Origin of the sequence: Salinibacter altiplanensis (assembly GCF_002894645.1) — a bacterium.
GTDB classification, from domain to species: domain Bacteria; phylum Bacteroidota; class Rhodothermia; order Rhodothermales; family Salinibacteraceae; genus Salinibacter; species Salinibacter altiplanensis.
This window is the reverse complement of record NZ_NCQY01000020.1, coordinates 600,165-618,309: the sequence shown is the minus strand read 5'-3', so window position 1 is coordinate 618,309 and position 18,145 is coordinate 600,165. Positions and strand designations below refer to the sequence as shown.

Below are 18,145 nucleotides of genomic sequence, written 5' to 3'. Positions count from 1 at the left end.
ATTCTCCGCGGTCCGTCCCTTCTACGGAGCATAACACCGTTTTTCCCCCGACGCAACCGTGCGGCGCAACGAGTCGAGGGCGACCGCCGTAGCGATGCCGAGCCCCCCGTCCACATTCGAGATGGGCTCGCGGCGGCCCGGGTCTTCTCGGCTTCGGGCAAACGCCGCGAACGCGGTGTCCCCCCGGGCAAGCGTCACGGTGAGGTCGTGGCCGGGGAAGGCCGAGGTGCTGTCCACAACGGGCACCGCGTAGACGCCCCGCCACGTTCGTCGGCCATTTCGAACCCGAAACTGATTCTCACGCCGCACGTCCACTGGCTCCAGAAAAAAGTTGACGACGCGGGAGGAGGACTCGGTGGTGTCGGGACGGAGCTGCGGCCGCACCCAGTGGGGCGTGTCCCCCGTCGAGCGGGCTCCGGCCGGCCATTCCAACGATACGTCTACCGGATAGAGGTACTCCCGCTCCGCGGGAATGTCCAGTGAGTCGCGGCGCAGCGAGTCGACACGGATGGCCCGCACCGGGGAGGACGGCGCTTCCACACACACCTCGCCCAGGCTGATGGGGGGCGGCGTGCGGCCCTCCGCCCGTGCAGCCTCGCCTCGCCACCGAACCGTAAGGGCCCAGGGAACGCCTGCCGGGACCGCCGCAAGGTTGCTTTCAGGGACGTACCGTCCTGAGTCAGCCTCCTCGTAGGCAACAGTCTGCGCGTCCATCCTGAGCTCAACGGTTGCCCCCTGCGCCGCATTCTCATCCCGCCCCCCCGGCACGTCGAGTGGACGTGTCCGCCGGAGCATGATCGCGGGCAGCGGACGGCCGGTTTTCAAAAAGGCCTCCACCACGACCGACTGCGGCTCCGTCGGCTCTGTCAGGTCGCACCGCCCCAGCATGAGGACGAGGCCCACCAGTAGAATCCCTCCCCCGAGGGCCCGCAGCATGTGGTCTCCAGTCTCTCGTCTCATCTCATTTCGTGTCGAGATCCGTACGTTCGACGGGGGTCCCGTCCCTGAGCGCCGCCCCTGCAAACGCCTTACAGGTCCATCTCCAGCTCCACGAGGGGAAGGATCGGCAGCCCCCGCTGCCGATTGATGTTGACGCCGGTCTCGGTGGGCCGGTACGTCTGATCCAGGATGTTGTCCCGGTTGATGACGTTGAACACATCCACCGTGGCGGTCCAGTTTGCGGAGAGCACTCGAAACTGGTACCCCACGGTCAAATCCACACGGAAGTACGGAGGGAGCCGCCCGTTGTGAACCTGCGGGCGGTGCAGATAGGTCGTGGAGCGGGTCGCTGTGGGATCGCCCAGCTGGTAGCGGGCCTCCGGAGTGGTGACGGGATACCCGCTGCGCAGCTCCGCGGCCGCCGTGGCCTGCCAGTGCTCGCCCTCCCAGCCGAGCGTACTGCGGACCGAGACAGGCACGTCTAGCCCCGACGGACGCCATCGTAGGCCCGACCGGGCCGGGGCCCGAACGATCGTGCGGCCCGTGCTCACCACGAGTCGGCCCCGCCACGAACCGTGCTCGTAAAGCGTACTGAGCTCAAGGCCGACGGCCCGTTCGGCCCCGGTCACGTACTGGCCAAGCAGTGCCCCAATTTCAATGCCGGGGCCGTCGATCCCCTCCTTCTCCTGAAGCGCATCGGTCGGGACGAGGGTATGGCGGTTTTCCCGGGCGTAGGCATCGACTTCAAGGGTCCACCCGGGCCGCAGTTGTGTGTATGTCCCCAGTCCCACCTGTCCCCCGATCGCAGGCCGGACCCGATCACTCGCCGGGACCCACCGGCTCGACACCAGGTCGTACGCCAGCGAGTACCGGTCGCGGAGGCGTTGCAGGTACTGCACGTGGAGCCCCCCACTACCCTCGACGACGAGCCATCGCGGATGCACCACGTGCTGCACACTGAGGCGGGGCGCAGCGTGCACGTAGTTGCCCCCACTGAAGTAGCTCGCCCGCACCCCCGACTCCACCGTCCACCGGGGGGTGGGAGTCCAGGTGTCCTGGAGGTACCCAACCACCTTCGCGGCAGAGACTCGGCTTTCCTGGACACGCTGGGTGGCCGTCCGGCTCGACCGCTGCAGGTCACTCTCGAGCGTGCTTTCGAACTGAAGCGAAGACACCTCCAGCCCTCCCGTCAGCTCGTGGCTCACCGAGTGGTGATAGGCGGCCTGCACCCTCACCCCCGCATCGGAGAGCTGCACGCGGTAGTCGGACGTGAGCGACGCGGTCGTGGTCGGTTGCACGAAGGAGGCCTCTTGGGCCCGATACCCGGAGTAGTACCCTGTCGTGGTGACGAACACGTCGTCGCCGACGAGATAGCGGTGCTGGCCGCTGACGACGCGGTTGTCCCAGTTTTGGGACACCTCGAACAAGAGGTCGGCCGGGCGAAGCCAAGAGGAGAAGTCCAATGACAGGTCGAACGGAAGGCGGAGGTCCAGGTCGTCGCGCCCATGGTAGTAGCTAAGGGAGAACCGGTGGTTGGGCCCGAAGCGATGCGTCAGCTTCGCACTGGTGTCGAAAAAGTAATAGCCGGTGCGGAGGGTGTCGCGCCGCCCGTCTTCTCCCGTGACCGGGTGTTGCCGCCCGACGAGTTTGTCCAGGTACGAGCGCCGTCCCGACACCATGAACGAGGTCGAGTTTGTAAGGGGGGACTCGATCCGAAACCGACCGCTGAGCACGCTGAGGCCCACCACCGCCTTCGGCGCCCGTCGGCTTCCATCCTTCATCTGCGCGTCCAGTATGGCCGACAGGCGGCCTCCATGCTTTGCGGGAAAGGTCCCACGGTACAGATCGGTGGACCGGAGCGTCTGGGTCTGGAACGTCGAAATGAGGCTGAAGGCATGCCACGGGTGGTAGACCGGGGCCCCATCGAGAAGGTAAAGATTCTGATCAGGGTTGCCCCCACGCACACTGAGCCCCCCGCTCACCCCTCCCGACTTTCGGATGCCGGGCGTCCACTGGAGGGCACGGAAAAGGTCCGGTTCCCCGAAGGACGGCAGTTGGTCGAGCCGGTTCAGGGCGACCGAGCTCATGCCGGGACGGCGCTCGCTGTCGTCGAGGCGCGTGGATCCGGCCTCCACAACGACCCCCTCCGACTGGATCGAGGTGGCGGCCAGCGAAATGCGGACGGGCCCGGCGCCAGCCGTGAGCGTGGTGTCTGCGGATCGGTATCCAAGGTACGAGATTCGCACCGCATAGTCTTCAGGGGGCAGGCCGGAGAGCACAAAGTAGCCGTCCTGGTTCGTCGTCGCCCCGGCCTTTAGCTGCGTGAGGTAGACGTGCGCGCCCGGCAGTCGTTCGCCCGTCTCTGCGTCCAGCACGTACCCTTTCAGCGAGGTGCGCGGCGAGGCCTCCGCACCAATTTCCTGGTTGGACTTGGACACGAGCACGTACTGCCCCCGGCGGACCCGCTCGGCCTGGACGCCGGTGCCCTCCAGTGCACACATCAGGGCTGCATCCCGGTCGTCCCCCGTATACGAGCAGCTCGTCGTGCGGCCCTGCACGAGTCGCTCGGCGTAGACGAGCTCGAGGTTCGTCTGCACACGCACCTCCTCGAGAACCGCCGTCAGCGGGGCGTCGGTCACGCGTAGATCGATGGGGGCCTGTGCCCGAGCGGCTCCTTCCCCCATGCCCCCCCATCCCACGAGAGCAACAACGACGACATACAGGAAACGCGGCACAGTTCTCACTGACGTGGCCCCGAAGAGTGGATGCGCGTTTTCTAACTCTCAACACGAGGCCTCGTTCAGCGCCCCCCTTCCCCACATGTCTTCCAGAAGTGAGGGCCCGCATACGCTCTGTTCTGAGACTGCGCTGTGCCACGACACGCATCCCGTCCCGCAGGCCCAGTCCCGGGCTCCCATCCCCCAGACTGGACCTGGGCCCCGTCCGTTCGGCAATTGTCCCCAATCCGCTCGGCTAGTGGACCTTGAGTCGGGCTCGAAGCGACGAAGGGGCTTGTGCTGGGCAGAGAAGCCTGTTGGGCAAAGCAGGCCTTTTTCGGGACGCTGCACGCACGTTCCACTGCAGCACAAGCCGTTGTGAAGGGCATTCAGGACGCCGGCTCAAGTCGGTAGCCCTTCTCTCCCCTTCGCACATCTGCCCCCAGCGTGCGGGCAATTGTATTGAGCACCTGCTCGACCGACCGGTCTTGCCTGAACGTTCCCGTCACGGGTTCCTCCGCCAGGGCCGGCGCCACCGAAATGGACACCCTGTAGTGCTCGCGCAACCGCTCTGCAATGGTGCTCACCGGCGTGGCTCGGAAGACAAAGAGCCCAGTCCAGTCCAGCGCCGCGGAAAGATCCACAGGGGCAGGCGACGTGGGGGCCTCTCCCGTTCGGACCATACTGCGCTCGCCGGGAGCCAGCACCACCGGCTCCGCCTCGTCGCTTCCGCCGGGCCCCAGGCGCACGCGTCCGTCCACGAGCACAACCTCCGTGGTGTCGTTGCCGGCCGCAACCCCGAATTGCGTTCCGAGCACCTCGGTGCGGGCCGCAGGCGTGGTTACCACGAAGGGCGCATCGTCCTGGGCGGCCACGTCGAAGTAGGCCTGCCCGCGCGCCAGCGTGACGCGGCGCTTCTCGGCCGTGCTCATTCCTGGTGTGTAGGACAGGGTGGACACGCCTGCCAGCCGAACCGTCGAGCCGTCCTCAAATTCTACGCGACGCTGCTCCCCGGACTCCACCGTTACGGTCGTCCGCTCCGCCCCCTGCGGTCCATAGAGGACAGCCAACGCCGCAGCGCCCAGCAGAAGGGCCGCGACCGTGAGGCGCCACGCCCACTGGTGCCCAGATGTCGCGCCGTGCGGTGCCTCGGGCCGTCGAGGGGGCCGCTCGCCCCGATCCGGCCGCGAACGACGACCGGCCTCGCCCCGCACAGCACGAATCTCTTCGTGGTGCTGCGCCCACACCGTTTCGAAATCGGCCTGCTCGTTCTGGACCCGCGCCACCACCCGGCGGAGCGAGGGAACAGCGTCGATGGCCTGGGCAATGTCGTCGCGCGCCGCCTCAAGGACCTCGGCCTCCTCGGGAGTCAGAAGGTCGCCCCGGCTCGCCCGGTCCAGTGCATACAGGACGAGAAGGCGCCGGTCGGGAAGATGCGTCTGCAAGCGCTCTCGCAGCCGCACACGCACCTGTCGCCAGTTTGCCCATCCATCAGCCAGCGCCGGATCGTCATCGAGCCGCTCCTGCAGCTTTGCGCGCTGCTCAGAAGAGAGATCGTCCTCAAACAAAAGGGGCCCGTACGCGTCGTCCATGGTTCTAGTAGTCGTGTCCGGCAAGAAAGGAACCCGTTCCGGGGCCGGCCGGCCCAGATGGCGTTCCGTGCCCCGAGCGGGTACGGACAGTTGGCCGCCCCCGACGCGAAGAAAGTAACAGTCCCGGAAGCTAGGCTACAGCCCAAAGAACCACACGAGAAGAAGCAGGGCACTGAGCGCGTCCTTCATGGTTTCGAAAGCACGCTTCACCTGCATTTTGACCGCCGCCTCCGTGGTGTTGAGCATCTGGGCAATCTCGCGGTAGAGGTATCCATACTCCCGTAGCTCCATGATGCGCTGGGCCTTCGGCGTCAGGGCATCGAGGGCTTTCTCCACGTCCACCTGAGCGCTCCGGTCCTCCGGGTCCGTCGACTGTCCCAGGGGAAGGTCCGGGTCGTGTAGGTGCTCGTTCATGTCGTAGCGTCCGCGGTAGTAGTCCTGCAGCTCAAACAGGGCGGCCTTCATGGCGAACGACTTCAGGCTGCCCGGCTTCTGAAGGTCATCGAGGCTTTCGTGGACGCGCACCAGCGTATTCTGCACTAAATCATCAACATCGGTTTCGGCCCCGATGCGCTTGATAAAGTAGCCCCGCAGAATGGGCTCCAGGCGACGGAGAAGCCCGTTTCGGGCCTGCTCGTCCCCGTCTTGTGCGTCTCGAACGCGATCCGGATCAAACGCGGACTCAGGCATAACCAACAGACGACACGACGGACGAGCAGGAACGACGGCAGAGCACACCCCTTTCCCTCGGCAAGCTGGGGTCGTTCCGGCGAACCGATGGAGCTTCCCCTCGTATAAGCGATGATTCTGTCGGGATCACGGGAGTCTTCATTCCGCAGTAAATGCCTCAACGTCTGTGCAATGCTGATTGCCTGATCGTGCCGTTGCACGCTCGTCTAGAGTCGTCGCTCGGCCGGGCAGCGCGACGCTCCCACATCGCCCGCCTCGCACACACTGTCCCACCCATACTCTCTGCACGACTATGAGCCTATACGATCTGCACGACGCAACGCTTAACGACATGGACGGGGAGGGGTTCGCCTACTCGGAGAAGACCGTCTACGGCAAGGCGTACAAGGGCGTCTTCTTTGGGGAGAACGAGGAGCAAATTGAGGTCCTCGCCGACGAGGAGGACGAGGCGACCTTCGAAGGCATTCTTTACGACCGGAGTCGTGAGCGCGAGAAGAGCTTCTCAGTCGAGGTGACGGACGTGGTGAGCACTCCGTCCGGCGAGCGGGCCGACTTCGTGGCCACGGAGAAGCCCTAGCGCTCTGTCGTTCTCATTCGCCGTGCAGCGTCCATGTGAGGAGGTCGCGCCTGTCCACCGGGTCGACCTCCTTTTCTGTATATTTCGGCGACCTTCCGGCGCGTCCGGTGGGGCCAGGGCTACCAGCCCACGCTTGATGGGGCCAGCCGCGGTGGGTCCGGCGCCGGAAGCTCGGCCGCGGTGGACGCCGTCCCCGCCGGATACGAGACGACCTCCAGTCGCACCTCTGCGAGCCCGTCGCGAATCATGTTCAGGCGCTCTGCTGCCGTCTTCGTGAGGTCGATGATGCGCCCGTCTTTGAATGGCCCCCGATCATTGATGCGCACGACCACGGACGGGCGGGCGGGCGCGTCGGTGCGCGTGGTGCGCACCCGCGTCCCGAACGGCAGGCTGCGATGGGCGGCCGTACGTCCCTCGTGGTCGTAGATTTCTCCGTTGGCCGTGGTTCGGCCTACAAACTTATCCGCGTAGTAGCTGGCGATGCCTTCCGCGTCGGGAAGGCCCCGCTCCCCTACGTGCTTCGTTGTCCCGCATCCCATCAGCACCCCACACAGTAGAAGCAGGACCCAGCGGCAGCCGGAGCGGGCACTACCCGCAGCCGAGTGGAGTGGAGTCTTCACGGGACTGTGGACGGTGGGGAACCTCGGTGAAAATCGTCGCCCACCGGAAAGCAGGAACGGCCCCAAAGTTCCCCGTCATGTACGAGCCCCCGTCGGGCCGGCGCCCTTGACGCTCGGCACAACGGGCAGGGCATTTCTACCGCCCCTCGGCCTCGAACATCGTGCGTTCGTTGAAACGTTCGCGTACTAATTTGAAGCGCTCCCCCAGACGCCGCGTGAGGCGGAACCGAGCCCGACTCCGCATTTTCAAGGGCCTCCACGCTTTGGCCTGGTTTACTTGCGCGTTCCCATGCTTGGCACAATTGGCGAGGTTCTTCTTCTGAGCGCCTTCGTGGCGTGCGGCGTGTCGGCCGTTGCCTTCTTCTGGGCGGCCCGCACCGGCGAGGAAGACGTGCGCACGGCACGCACCTGGAAACAGGTGGGCCGCTGGGCTTGGGGGGCCATGGGCACGGCGGTGGGCGCCGCATCCGGGGTGCTCTGGTACATGATCCTGACCCACCAGTACCAGTACGCCTACGTTTACCAGCAGTCGTCGAACGACCTTCCAGGACACTACCTCTTCTCCACGTTCTGGGCCGGGCAGGAGGGCTCGTTCCTCTTCTGGGCCCTCATGATGTGTGCCGTGGGGGGGCTCCTCATCGCCTACGTCCAGCGGGAGTACGAGACGCCGGTGATGGCCGTCGTGGGCCTCTGTCAGCTCTTTCTCCTGTCAATGATCGTGGGGCTCCAGGGCGGCCCGGTCGAGATCGGCTCCTCGCCGTTTATGACCCTTCCGGAGAAGTTTGCCGACGCGCCCATCTTCCAGCAAAACCCTGGCTTCGTGCCGGCGGACGGGCAGGGGCTCAACGACCTGCTCCAGAATCCCTGGATGACAATCCATCCGCCAATCCTCTTCCTGGGCTTCTCGGCAATGGTGGTGCCCTTCGCCTTCGCCCTCGCGGCCCTCTGGAAGGAGCGCTACACGCAGTGGGTCCGCCCGGCCCTGCCATGGACGCTCTTTGCCGTGATGGCCTTGGGCGTGGCCATCGCAATGGGCGGGTACTGGGCCTACGTCACGCTCTCATTTGGTGGATACTGGGCGTGGGATCCCGTCGAAAACTCGTCGCTCGTGCCCTGGCTGCTGGGCGTGGCGGCCTTTCACACGATGCTGGTGCAAAAGAAAAGCGGATCGAGCCAGAAGGCCTCGCTCCTCCTCTCCATCGCGGCGTACCTGTTCGTCATCTACTCGACGTTCCTCACCCGGAGCGGCATTCTGGGAGACGTGTCGGTGCACTCGTTCGTGAGCCTCGGGCTCTACAACCAGCTGCTGCTCTGGATCGCCACCCTCGGCGTCCTGGGCATCGGGCTGTTTGCGTACCGCTACGGCGAGCTGCCCGTGCCCGAGGAGGAGCCGCGCACCCTCTCCCGCGAGTTCATGATTCTCTGCGGCGCGGTCCTTCTCACGGCCACGGCCGCCGTCATCATCCTCGGCACCAGCGCCCCCATCTTCGGCCAGATCTTCCGGGACAACCCGTCCGCCGTTCCGCAGTCGTTCTACAACCAGTGGACCCTGCCCCTGGCGCTCGGCTTCGTGTTTCTTGCCGGGCTTGGCCAGCTCTTCTGGTGGAAGAAGATGGACGTGGCGACGGTGAACCGCGTTCTGCTGAAGCCACTCGCCCTGGCGACCGTGAGCACCATTGCCGTGCTCATCCTGACGCCGTTCGCGGAGCAGGCACTCGTCATCCCGGCGGGCACTGGGGCCGCCCCTCAGACGGCCTCCGCCAGCCTCACGGGGAGCCTGGCAAACTTCTGGGCGGCGTACGGCCAGGCCCTGCAGATGCTGCTCCTGCTCTTCGTGGGCTTCTTCTCGCTGTTTGGGAATGGGGCGGTGCTCTGGCGCATTCTGCAGGGCAACCCTCGGATGGCCGGCGGGGCCCTCTCGCACGTCGGCTTTGCCCTCATCATTCTGGGCATCATCGCGTCCAACGGCTTCGATCAGGCCCTCCCCCGCATTGGCGAGCCCACGGCCGCGGACGAGGACAAGATGCCGCGCGAGAACTTCGTGGTGGCGAAGGGCCAGACCCGCGTCGTGAACGGGTACCAGGTCACCTACGAGGGCGAGACGACGACCGACCGAGGACGCGGCCAGTACATTCTCGATGTGCGCGACCCACAGGGACGCACCCACACCTTCACGCCGGTGGCCTACCAGGGCAGCAACGACCAGTGGTTCAAGCACCCGGACGTGAAGGCCTTCCTGGAAAAAGACCTCTTTGTTGCCGTGACCCCCGAAGAGGCGACGGGCATCGCCGAGGACGACGGCCCGCCCGGCGGAGAGTTTCAGCTGGCGGAGAACGACTCGACCACCCTTGGCGACCGGGAGTACGCGGTGGCCTTCCACGGATTCGAGGTCTTGAAGGGGCCGGAGGGCGCCATGGAGACAACCGCCACGGACGAGCGCGTCCCGGACGAGGCACAGATGGCCGTCGGGGCCCGGCTCCGAGTCACAAACCTTGCCACGCAGGAGACCCGGTCGCTCATGCCCATCTACCTCGTGATGAACGACAACTCGCAGCAATACATCGAAAATCGGGTTGCGGACTGGGACCTCCGGATGAGCTTTACCGAGATGGATGCAAACAACGGCGAGGCCACCTTTGCCGTGGAGGGGGTGGATGTCATGCCCGAGAACTGGGTGGTGGTACAGGCCTACACGAAGCCTTTCATCAGCATCCTTTGGGGGGGGATCATCGTTCTCACGATTGGCTTCGTCGTCTCCATCGGACGCCGCATGCAGGACGTCCGGTTCCGCCGCTAGTCGTTCCAGTCGGCCTCCCTTATGGTCAACGTCCGCGAGCACATCGATCTCTCCACACCGGTGGACCGGGTGTTTGACTTCATGGATGCCCCCGCCCACCAGGCTGCAGTCACGCCGAGTCTGTCGGAATCTACACTTCTCGAACGGCTGCCCAACGGGGGAGCCCGGGCCCGCTACACCTACCGAATCCTCGGACTGTCATTCTCCGGCGAGGTCCACGCGACCGACTACGTGCCCGAGAAACGCATCGTGTGGAGCATGACGGGCGATCTTCAGGGCACCATTCGGTGGTACTTCGAGTCCATCGACGGCGGGTGTCGCCTCACCTACGCGGCGACGTACCAGGTTCCGGGGCCGCGTCTCCTTCACCCACTGGCCCGGCCGTTCATCCGGCGCTACAACGAGCGCGAGGTCCACGCCCTTCTACACAATCTAGAGACGCGGGTCGCGTCGTAGTCTCATCCGTCATTCTAGTTGGGGCCAACGAACGACCCGTCCGTAGCAACGACAGTTTTGCCGGCTCCCACCCTGTTGGGGGCCGACCTGGGCCCCTCGCCCCCGCTACGCAGGCGTTCGTCTAGCGTTATCATATTTCCCCACAGTCGTGAATGGCGCGACACTGGGTCACGCCGGTACAGGTTCGGAGAACTCCTCCTCTGCCGCAGCGGTCAGTTCGGGAACGGACTCGCTCCTGTGGCCGTCGCCGCGGTGGTCCGCGACGGTCCGTCTCCGGACGGCCTCACGCCAGGCCGCCGTTAGCAGCTCATAGTCCCGTGCCTTCCCCGCCTCGGAGACCCCTTCTACACACTTGAATCCGTAGGCCACCGGCGAGAGGCTCGCCCGCGGAGCGCTTGACAGGCTCAGCACCTGCGAGCGGCCAAGGCCGACCCGAAACCCGCCGTGAAGCTGGCCCAACACGCATCGCTCTCCGTCCTCTAGTTCCAGCGTCTCGGCATTCACTCGACGATGCCAGCCCGGATCCATGTCGTCGAGGTAGGCGGCCCCTCGGCTCACCCGCTCCTGCACACGCTCTTCTGTAATCCGTCGGGTGCGACGGGACTGCCACCAGCCTCGGAGTTGCTCGATGAGCGCGTACATGGCATTGGATCGTGCTAAGACGACAGAACAGGATTTTTAGACGGTACCATTTCCGACATGCGGGGATCCTCTCGAACGAGACCCGACCGGAGAGATCACGTTATCGTTCCGCGGCGTCCCGGGCCGCCATCGCCATCTCCACGAGCGCCCCTCGGGCCTCGTCGACCGTGTCAAGGGGCGCGTCAAACTCGATGCGCACCGCCACCGTGGCGTGCTCCTGCTCCACCTCGAGGTCGAAGCCCTCCGCGTCGATGCTCGTCATGCGCGCGCCTTCCACTTCAGTCACGTCCGCGTACGCCTCGGCGTATCGGACCAGGTCCTCAGAGTGAGCGTCGTTCATGTGCTCCACGATGCGAGCTACATCCGCAGGCGAAAACACTCGGTTTGCCATGGTAGAGGCTGGCTGGTCACACATAGGATGCACTCATTTGACAGTGTTCGTACGAGAGTCCGCACGAGGTGTTATGTGCATCCGGTGTTCGAAACTCTCGTGGAGTCAGGAAGCATTTCCCAGCGGCGTTCGTGAAATGAAATACGTCATGCATCTTTCCACAGAATCGCGTGTCTCCCATGTCCTACGAGGTCAACGACTTCGAGACCGACGTACTCGACGCCAGTGCGGACGCCCCTGTTCTCGTCGACTTCTGGGCCCCGTGGTGCGGCCCGTGCCAACAGCTCAGCCCGGTGCTCGAGTCACTCGCGGAGGCGGCCGACGACTGGACACTGGTCAAGGTGAACGTGGATGAGAATTCGTCCGCGGCACAGGAGTACGGCGTGCGCGGCATTCCGGCGGTGAAGCTGTTCGTGGACGGGGACGTTGAAGCGGAGTTCGCCGGGGTGAAGCCCAAGCCCCAGCTCGAGAGCTGGCTCGACGAGCACCTCCCAAGCGAGGAGAAGAGCCGCCTCGAAGAGGCAAGAGAGGCCCTCGAGTCGGGCAATCATGCGGACGCCGAGCATCTCCTCTGGCCCGTGCTGGAGGACACCCCCGACCACGATGAGGCACAGGTGCTCATGGCGCGGGCCCTGGCCTTCAAGGACCCGACCCGGGCGCAGGTACTGGCCCAAGAGGCCGAGGTCGCCGATCCCACCCTTCGTCAGACACGGGACAGCGTGGAAGCCATTGCCCGTCTTCTGGAGCTCGCCGAGGACCCGTCCGCCTTGCCCGAGAATGGCGTCAAAGACACGTACGTCACGGCCCTCGACGCGCTCGCCGACCAGGACTTTGGCGCGGCGTTGGAGCGGTTCATTGACGTCGTGCGCACCGACCGCGACTACGACGACGACGGCGCACGAAAGGCGTGCATCGCCCTCTTCACGCTGCTGGGGGAGCAACACCCCATTACCCAGGAGCACCGCCGCACGTTCGACATGGCACTGTACTAGACGCGGCCGTTTCCCAATCTCTCCCCGCTTGATGACCGACACTTCGGAGTCCCTTCCCGCCGGCACCCAGCACGTGCACACGACCGACCTCGCCGTTCGGTGGGGCGATATGGACGCCGTAGGCCACATCAACAACAGCCGCTTCTTTTCTTATTTCGAGGAGGCACGGGTGGAGTGGTTAAAGGCCACGCTCGACGAAGCGACATTCTCGGAGAGCGGACCGGTGTTGGCCCACGCGTCGTGCGACTTTGAGCACCCGGTGCGCCACCCCGCGACCCTTCACCTCGACGTGTACGCCGAGTCCCCAGGACGGTCGAGCCTCGCCACCCACTACACCGCCCGGTTCGACGCTTCCAACGACGCGGTGGCGTCCGGCACTGCGGTTCTGGTGTGGGTGAGTGCGGAGACCGGCGATCCGGTGCCGGTCCCCGACCTGGGCCTGCAGTAGGCTACCGCTCGGTCCCCCCAACGGCCTTCGGGGCCCGGAGGTGCTCGGCCGCCGTCGCCACCGCGGCCTGCACCGCCGGATGATTGACGTCGAGGCCCGCGTAGACGTAGCCGGCCTGGAACGGCCCCACGGCCCGGACGAGGATCTCGGCCCCGAAGTGTATCGCGGCGTCGCGCCGCTCTTCCTCGTCCCACAAGACTTCCTCCTTGTCCCCCAGCCCCTCGGCGTAGGCCTTCAGGAACGCGTCGCGGTGTTCCGCAATGGCCTTCGCGACGGCCGGGGACGGGGCACGCTGGATCTGCATCCACAGGTGCGCACGCCAGTGGGCCACGTCCTGAAGCGGGCGTCCATAGTGGGCCAGCTCCCAGTCGATGATCCGCAGGTCATTGCCGGGCGCGACGAGTACCGAGGGCGGCCAGAGGTCGCCCATTGTGAGGCAGCGGCCCGGTTCCAGCAGGCCCCGGCCCACCGTCTCGGCGTGCCTGCCGAGCGCCTCCGCATCACGGACGCCCGCGTCCCGGAGCATGTCGGCCACCCCTTGGTACTGCACCGCGTGACGCGTCTCCTGCATGGGGCGGTTGTCGAAGGCATCCGCGCAGTGATCGTCGGCGTACGTCGTGGCGTGGAGGCGCCCCAGGAAGCGCCCCAGCCGCCGTCCCTGCATCGCGGCCGAACGGCCCTGCGGCCCTGCGTCCCGAAGCCACGCCCCGAACGACGGCACGGGGCCGACGTCTTCCATGATGAGCACGGGCACCTCGGGATGCAGATCGATCAGCGTGGGTGGGCGCACCACAGCCCCCGTGAGCTCCCCCAGCCGTCCTCCCTCTCCCAAGGCACGCAGGCACCGGGCCTCGATGAGCAGACGAGACGGATCGAGCGGCGTGTCCGGATCAGCCGCGATGTACGGGGGCGCGTACTTGACGATGAGCGACCGCTCCGCACACGACACGCGCCAGACGACATTCAAATTGCCCCCGGGCAATCGCCGCGGCGGGGCTACCGGCACCACGTCGGGGCACCGCTCCTGAACGTAGGGCAGTACGTCGTCGTCAACCACGAGCTGTCGGAGTGTCGAAGAAAGACTGGACACGAAGCAGAGTACAGCTTCCGCACGTCAACGTCTGCGCCCCGAGACGCTCCCCTCACGCCCTGAACCGGTAGATGGTGTTCGGAAAGTCGACCGGCTCGGCCTCCCACAGAAACGCCCGCACGACCCGCTCCTGCTCCTCTCGGGAACGGTCGAGCGTGGCCGACAACGCCTCCTGTTCCGGCGGGTCATGGTCCGGGATGGAGTACTTGTGCCCCACCACAAGCCCCGCACACGGAATTTCCAGCTCGTTGGCCAGCACCACCTCCGGCCCCAGCGTCATGGAGTTGACCTGCGCGCCCATCCGGGGCCACATGCGATTCTCCATCGCGGTCTTGGAGCGGGGCCCCTGCACGTAGGCAAACGTGACCGCGTCCCCGACCGGCGCCTCTGCCGCCGCGGCCTGGGCGCGTACCTGCTCAGCGAGCGGCGTCGCGAAAAGGCCGTCGTTGAGCACAAGGTGCCCGTGGGCCTCCGACGGCTCCGTGAACATGGTGCACGCGCTGCCATCCGGAAGCCGGTTGTCGGGCATGAGCAGATCATCTACGAGCAACGGTCGGTAGAGCGGCACGTCGGGATCCAACACCCCCACCGAGCTGGTCACGAGGAGCGCCCCACAGTCCACGGCCCGGAGCGCCGCGGCCTGGGCGCGGTAGTTGATCTGGTTGGGGAGCCGCCGGTGCGGCAGGCCGTGTCGAAACAGCACATAGGCCGGGCGGTCGGGGCCGCCCACCCGGTACAGCGTCTGGGTCCCCCATGCGGTCTCGATCTCTTCCGGCTCTAGGTCGAGCGCTTCCGGGAAGGACTCGGCGAAGGCGCTTCCGAGGATGGCGGCCACGGCGGGCATGTCGGAGGGAGCGTGTGGAACGAAGTCAGTGGTGGCGGTTGCCGCACGGCACAGCGTCGACGGGCTAGAACTCGTACCGCACGCCGAACTGGAATTGGCGCGGCGACCCGGCATTCTTCTCTTCGATGTCACTTCCGGGCGGCCCCACCTGAATTTGATTGCTCTGCGTGGCGCTGTTGGCGAAGCCACTCAGGTTCTCCGTGTTCAGGACGTTGAATACATCGGCCCGTGCGATGACGCGCCCCCCAGCGACGGACCAGCCGTACTGCAGGCTGAGGTCAAACTGATACGACCACGGCAGGCGGTCGGTGTTGCGGGAGGCCCCCGGGAAGCGGTCACTGTCGCCCACGTATTGCCCCCCCCGGTACGTCCCGTCCCCATTCAGGTCACGGGTGCCGAAGCAGATTTCGCCTTCTTCTCCCTCTTCCGGGTCGCACGCATTGGGCACCCGATTGATGGGCTGCCCACTCTGCAGCAGGCTCGCAAGCGTTACGCGCAGCCGGTCGGTCGGATATGCCGACCCAATGGCGCTAATGACATGCCGGCGATCGTTCACCGAGGGCCCCCACTCGGCCTCAAAATCGTTGGCGTCCTCGGCCCGAAAGTTGATGTCATCGGTGTTGTTGCGCCGGCTCGACAGTGTATAGCTGAGGCGGTACGAGTAGATATCCCCGGCTCGGTCTTTGATCAGGTTGACGTTGGCGGCCCAGTAGCGCGCCTCGCCCTTCATTTCCGTCATCGTAATACGCCGTGCGCCCCCGGGTCTCGGGGCGACCGGTCGCGCGTCGTTGGCCGCCTCCTCACTGCGCACAAGGTCCGAGGGGTCTCGGGTCGGGTCGCTCTGCACCTCTTCCAGGTCGTTTTCGGTGATCTCAAAAGACGTCGGCGCGTTCAGGTCGCGAATGCGGTAGAGGTTGAAGGTCCGCGTGTGGATAAGGTCCACGTACGCCAGCAGATCGTCGCCGAACTGTCGCTGCGCGCCCAGCGAGAACTGGTGGGTCTCTGGGTTCTCGTACCCATTCGGGTTCAGAATCTGGGCCTGACCCAGCACGTCCGTGGGCGTTCCCTCTACGTCCGAGGCCGTCGGCCCCTGCAGGTAGTTCGGGGGCGGGGTCTGGCCGAGCGTGCGATTCCCATTGAAGGTTACCTCCCCTACGGCGGTGTGGGACGGCAGGCGGTCCTTTTTGACAAGGTCACGAACCTGTGCCTGAAACCCCTCCGTGTTCGTGTTCACCTGCAGCGCGTCACTGACCACGGAGTAGACGATCTTGTCGTAGAAGATGCCGTAGCCGCCGCGCAGGGTCGTGCGCTCGTCGAGGGAGTAGTTGAGGCTGAGTCGGGGGGCGATGTTGTCCCAGTCCCCATGCTCACGTCCCAGGGTCGCCTCCGACAGGCTGTCGTAGTCCCAGCGCAGGCCCGCCGTTAGGGTCACATCCGACGCCGGAGAAAACTCGTCCTCCACATAGAGCCCGACGAGATCCTGCCGCACGCCGAACGAGGAGGGACGGAGTTCGACGCGGTAGTTGTCTACCTCGAGGGCTTGCGCATTCGCCCCCAGTACGTCGGGCAGCTCGGAGGGCGTCAGCGACGGGCCAATCTCAGCGCTTCGAAAGCGATCGAACTGCGATTGGCGAAGTCGCACCGTGTAGTTGCCGTTCGGATTGCCCCCTCCCGTGAGGCGATGGTCGGACAACAGGACGTCGGCCCCTGCCTTCAGGCTGTGATCGCCAAGCGGGTACGACACCTTCTGCTGCAGCTGGAACGTGTTCTCGACACTGTCGAACGTAAATCCGGGGTGGCCGAGGGCCGCTCGCAGGGTCCCATCGGGGCCTTCCACGTTCACCCGCGGGCTGTTCGGATTCACCGGATTCCCCGCGTCCCAGTTGAACCGGCTGTACTGGAGGTTGCTCTCGTAGACGAGCTTCTCCCCAACGTAGGTGTTCTGGAGGGCGGCGTGGACGCCATCGCGCTCCTCCGCACTGGCCGCACTGGCGAACGTGACGCCGCCGGTGAGCCCCCCGCCTTGATTGTCGAGGTGGACCCGGTTGGCGTTGAACCGCACGGTGGAGCGCCACTGGTCATTCCAACGGTGATCCACGCGGGCCGAGGCGTACGTGAGGTGATTCTGCCCATCGATTGTCTCCCGCACGCCCGGCGCGTCTAGCAGATTGTCTTTGAAATCGGTCGTGTGCTCCACATTTACGTGAAAGAAGGTCTGGTCCTCCACGATGGGCCCCCCGAGCGTCACGCCGCCCTGCTGGCGCTGAAAGCCGCTCTTTACGGTGTTGCCCGACAGATCACGCTGCGTGGGCGTCTCGTCCCCAAACGCCCCATCGAGCGGCGGGCCGGGCCGGGTGAGGTAGAAGGCCTCGCCCGTCCACTCGTTGCCCCCGGATTTCGTGGTCACGTTGAAAATGCCGTTGCCGGTGCGGCCGTACTCGGCGGAGTAGGTGCTCGTAAGCACCGTCACGTCTTTCACCACGCCCGAGGGCACATCGAACTGCGGCCCGCCCAGAAACTGCTCGTTGTTGTCCATGCCATCGACCAGGTACTGGGTGTAGAGGCCGTTCGTCCCGTTGATGGTGACGTTGGGGGCCTCGGCGAAAAAGCCCGTGGAGGGGGTCACGTTGGGGAGCCGGTAGAGGCTCTGCGTAACGTTGCGGCCCTCCACCGGCAGGTCCTCCAGGGACGCGGCCGACAGGCTCGAAGACACTTCCGCGTTCACCCGGTTGACCTCCGCCACGCTTCGCCCCCCTTCGACCACGACCTCATCGAGCTCGTACGCGGCCACGGGCCGGAGCAGAAGCGTCACGCTCCGGGTCGCGTCTGCCCGCAGCTCGATTCCGGACACCCGCGCCTCGTAAAACTGATCGCTTTCCTCAATAAACACTGAATAGGTGCCCCCCGTGGAGAGTCCCTCCCACTGGGTGGCCCCCTGGTCGTCGGTCCGGCGGGTGGCCTCAACCCCAATGCTCTCGTTCACAAGATGGACGACCGCGCCAGACACCGACGCGTTTGCTTCAACGTCGAACGCGTGCACCTCCAGGGCCGCCTGGCCATGTGATGGAGGGGGCCCGAGACCAGCAAGCACGAGGCACAGGGCCGCAGCCCATAGCCCCTTTCGGCCCCAAGAAGACAGAGAGACAGAGATCCGTAGAGTCATGGAGAACATCGAAGTCAAGTGCGAGAAGCCTACAGTTCGTGAACGGGGTCCATCCCAGGCACACCGGAGGAGGAACATCAGCCGTTCGCATACGCGTCTCCCGGCGGGGGTCTGCGATGCGCCTCGGATGGACGTAGACGGACGGGAACGACGCCCGTCTTCGGCGAGCCGCGTGCGACAAGGGGCG

The 18,145-nt window shown here is 65.6% G+C and carries 15 protein-coding genes; 5 read left to right on the top strand and 10 right to left on the bottom strand.

Annotated features, from left to right (window positions below):
- Positions 1-21 precede the first annotated feature (21 nt).
- The 4 genes from B7R93_RS09975 to B7R93_RS09960 all read right to left on the bottom strand — a co-directional run bounded on the left by B7R93_RS09975 (position 22) and on the right by B7R93_RS09960 (position 5,938).
- On the bottom strand, positions 22-960 hold the full coding sequence (locus B7R93_RS09975) for a DUF4249 family protein (protein ID WP_103020598.1): 939 nt from the start codon (positions 958-960) through the stop codon (positions 22-24).
- A gap of 68 nt (positions 961-1,028) precedes the next feature.
- Positions 1,029-3,674: a TonB-dependent receptor gene (locus B7R93_RS09970; protein ID WP_103020597.1), complete on the bottom strand. Its 2,646-nt coding sequence runs from the start codon at positions 3,672-3,674 to the stop codon at positions 1,029-1,031.
- Positions 3,675-4,045: 371 nt separating this feature from the next.
- The gene (locus B7R93_RS09965) at positions 4,046-5,248 is read right to left on the bottom strand and encodes a FecR family protein (protein WP_103020596.1); all 1,203 of its coding nucleotides are present in this window, start codon (positions 5,246-5,248) and stop codon (positions 4,046-4,048) included.
- A 135-nt stretch (positions 5,249-5,383) separates the two neighbouring features.
- On the bottom strand, positions 5,384-5,938 hold the full coding sequence (locus tag B7R93_RS09960; RefSeq protein ID WP_103020595.1) for an RNA polymerase sigma factor: 555 nt from the start codon (positions 5,936-5,938) through the stop codon (positions 5,384-5,386).
- Positions 5,939-6,230: 292 nt separating this feature from the next.
- Between B7R93_RS09960 and B7R93_RS09955 the strand changes: the two genes are divergently transcribed.
- Positions 6,231-6,515, top strand: a complete 285-nt coding sequence (locus tag B7R93_RS09955) for a hypothetical protein (protein ID WP_103020594.1) — start codon at positions 6,231-6,233, stop codon at positions 6,513-6,515.
- Between the two features lie 119 nt (positions 6,516-6,634).
- On the opposite strand, the gene B7R93_RS09950 is transcribed toward B7R93_RS09955, so the two are convergent.
- Positions 6,635-7,135: a septal ring lytic transglycosylase RlpA family protein gene (locus B7R93_RS09950; protein WP_232798289.1), complete on the bottom strand. Its 501-nt coding sequence runs from the start codon at positions 7,133-7,135 to the stop codon at positions 6,635-6,637.
- 289 nt (positions 7,136-7,424) lie between these two features.
- Here B7R93_RS09950 and B7R93_RS09945 point away from each other — a divergent pair, with 289 nt between their 5' ends.
- Both B7R93_RS09945 and B7R93_RS09940 read left to right on the top strand, forming a co-directional pair.
- Positions 7,425-9,932 carry a heme lyase CcmF/NrfE family subunit gene (locus tag B7R93_RS09945; RefSeq protein ID WP_103020592.1) on the top strand — a complete coding sequence of 836 codons (2,508 nt, stop codon included), beginning with the start codon at positions 7,425-7,427 and terminating at the stop codon, positions 9,930-9,932.
- Between the two features lie 21 nt (positions 9,933-9,953).
- A complete protein-coding gene (locus B7R93_RS09940; RefSeq protein ID WP_103020591.1) occupies positions 9,954-10,388 on the top strand; it encodes an SRPBCC family protein in 435 nt (144 codons plus the stop codon).
- A 168-nt stretch (positions 10,389-10,556) separates the two neighbouring features.
- On the opposite strand, the gene B7R93_RS09935 is transcribed toward B7R93_RS09940, so the two are convergent.
- Together B7R93_RS09935 and B7R93_RS09930 are read right to left on the bottom strand one after the other, a co-directional pair.
- Entirely contained in the window at positions 10,557-11,030 is a 474-nt protein-coding gene (locus tag B7R93_RS09935; RefSeq protein WP_232798288.1) for a hypothetical protein, read from the bottom strand.
- A gap of 100 nt (positions 11,031-11,130) precedes the next feature.
- Complete coding sequence (locus B7R93_RS09930) at positions 11,131-11,421, bottom strand: DUF2470 domain-containing protein (RefSeq protein ID WP_262507491.1); 291 nt, start codon at positions 11,419-11,421, stop codon at positions 11,131-11,133.
- A gap of 179 nt (positions 11,422-11,600) precedes the next feature.
- Here B7R93_RS09930 and trxA point away from each other — a divergent pair, with 179 nt between their 5' ends.
- Together trxA and B7R93_RS09920 are read left to right on the top strand one after the other, a co-directional pair.
- Positions 11,601-12,413, top strand: coding sequence for a thioredoxin (gene trxA, locus B7R93_RS09925; protein WP_103020590.1), 813 nt, complete (start codon positions 11,601-11,603; stop codon positions 12,411-12,413).
- 31 nt (positions 12,414-12,444) lie between these two features.
- Positions 12,445-12,861, top strand: coding sequence for an acyl-CoA thioesterase (locus tag B7R93_RS09920; protein WP_103020589.1), 417 nt, complete (start codon positions 12,445-12,447; stop codon positions 12,859-12,861).
- 1 nt (position 12,862) lies between these two features.
- Here B7R93_RS09920 and B7R93_RS09915 read toward each other — a convergent pair whose 3' ends face one another.
- The 3 genes from B7R93_RS09915 to B7R93_RS09905 form a co-directional block, all read right to left on the bottom strand.
- A complete protein-coding gene (locus B7R93_RS09915; protein WP_103020588.1) occupies positions 12,863-13,951 on the bottom strand; it encodes a phosphotransferase family protein in 1,089 nt (362 codons plus the stop codon).
- Between the two features lie 52 nt (positions 13,952-14,003).
- The gene (locus tag B7R93_RS09910) at positions 14,004-14,795 is read right to left on the bottom strand and encodes a phosphorylase family protein (protein ID WP_103020587.1); all 792 of its coding nucleotides are present in this window, start codon (positions 14,793-14,795) and stop codon (positions 14,004-14,006) included.
- A 64-nt stretch (positions 14,796-14,859) separates the two neighbouring features.
- Positions 14,860-17,886, bottom strand: coding sequence for a TonB-dependent receptor (locus tag B7R93_RS09905; protein ID WP_232798285.1), 3,027 nt, complete (start codon positions 17,884-17,886; stop codon positions 14,860-14,862).
- Positions 17,887-18,145: the final 259 nt, after the last annotated feature.

What these genes read in the sequence shown, in the direction of transcription:
- B7R93_RS09920 (WP_103020589.1), top strand. Translation starts at nt 12,445, where the DNA reads ATGACCGACACTTCGGAGTCCCTTCCCGCCGGCACCCAGCACGTGCAC.
- B7R93_RS09955 (WP_103020594.1), top strand. Translation starts at nt 6,231, where the DNA reads ATGAGCCTATACGATCTGCACGACGCAACGCTTAACGACATGGACGGG.
- B7R93_RS09960 (WP_103020595.1), bottom strand. Translation starts at nt 5,938, where the DNA reads ATGCCTGAGTCCGCGTTTGATCCGGATCGCGTTCGAGACGCACAAGAC.
- B7R93_RS09965 (WP_103020596.1), bottom strand. Translation starts at nt 5,248, where the DNA reads ATGGACGACGCGTACGGGCCCCTTTTGTTTGAGGACGATCTCTCTTCT.
- B7R93_RS09930 (WP_262507491.1), bottom strand. Translation starts at nt 11,421, where the DNA reads ATGGCAAACCGAGTGTTTTCGCCTGCGGATGTAGCTCGCATCGTGGAG.
- B7R93_RS09935 (WP_232798288.1), bottom strand. Translation starts at nt 11,030, where the DNA reads ATGTACGCGCTCATCGAGCAACTCCGAGGCTGGTGGCAGTCCCGTCGC.
- B7R93_RS09975 (WP_103020598.1), bottom strand. Translation starts at nt 960, where the DNA reads ATGAGACGAGAGACTGGAGACCACATGCTGCGGGCCCTCGGGGGAGGG.
- B7R93_RS09945 (WP_103020592.1), top strand. Translation starts at nt 7,425, where the DNA reads ATGCTTGGCACAATTGGCGAGGTTCTTCTTCTGAGCGCCTTCGTGGCG.
- B7R93_RS09910 (WP_103020587.1), bottom strand. Translation starts at nt 14,795, where the DNA reads ATGCCCGCCGTGGCCGCCATCCTCGGAAGCGCCTTCGCCGAGTCCTTC.
- B7R93_RS09940 (WP_103020591.1), top strand. Translation starts at nt 9,954, where the DNA reads ATGGTCAACGTCCGCGAGCACATCGATCTCTCCACACCGGTGGACCGG.
- trxA (WP_103020590.1), top strand. Translation starts at nt 11,601, where the DNA reads ATGTCCTACGAGGTCAACGACTTCGAGACCGACGTACTCGACGCCAGT.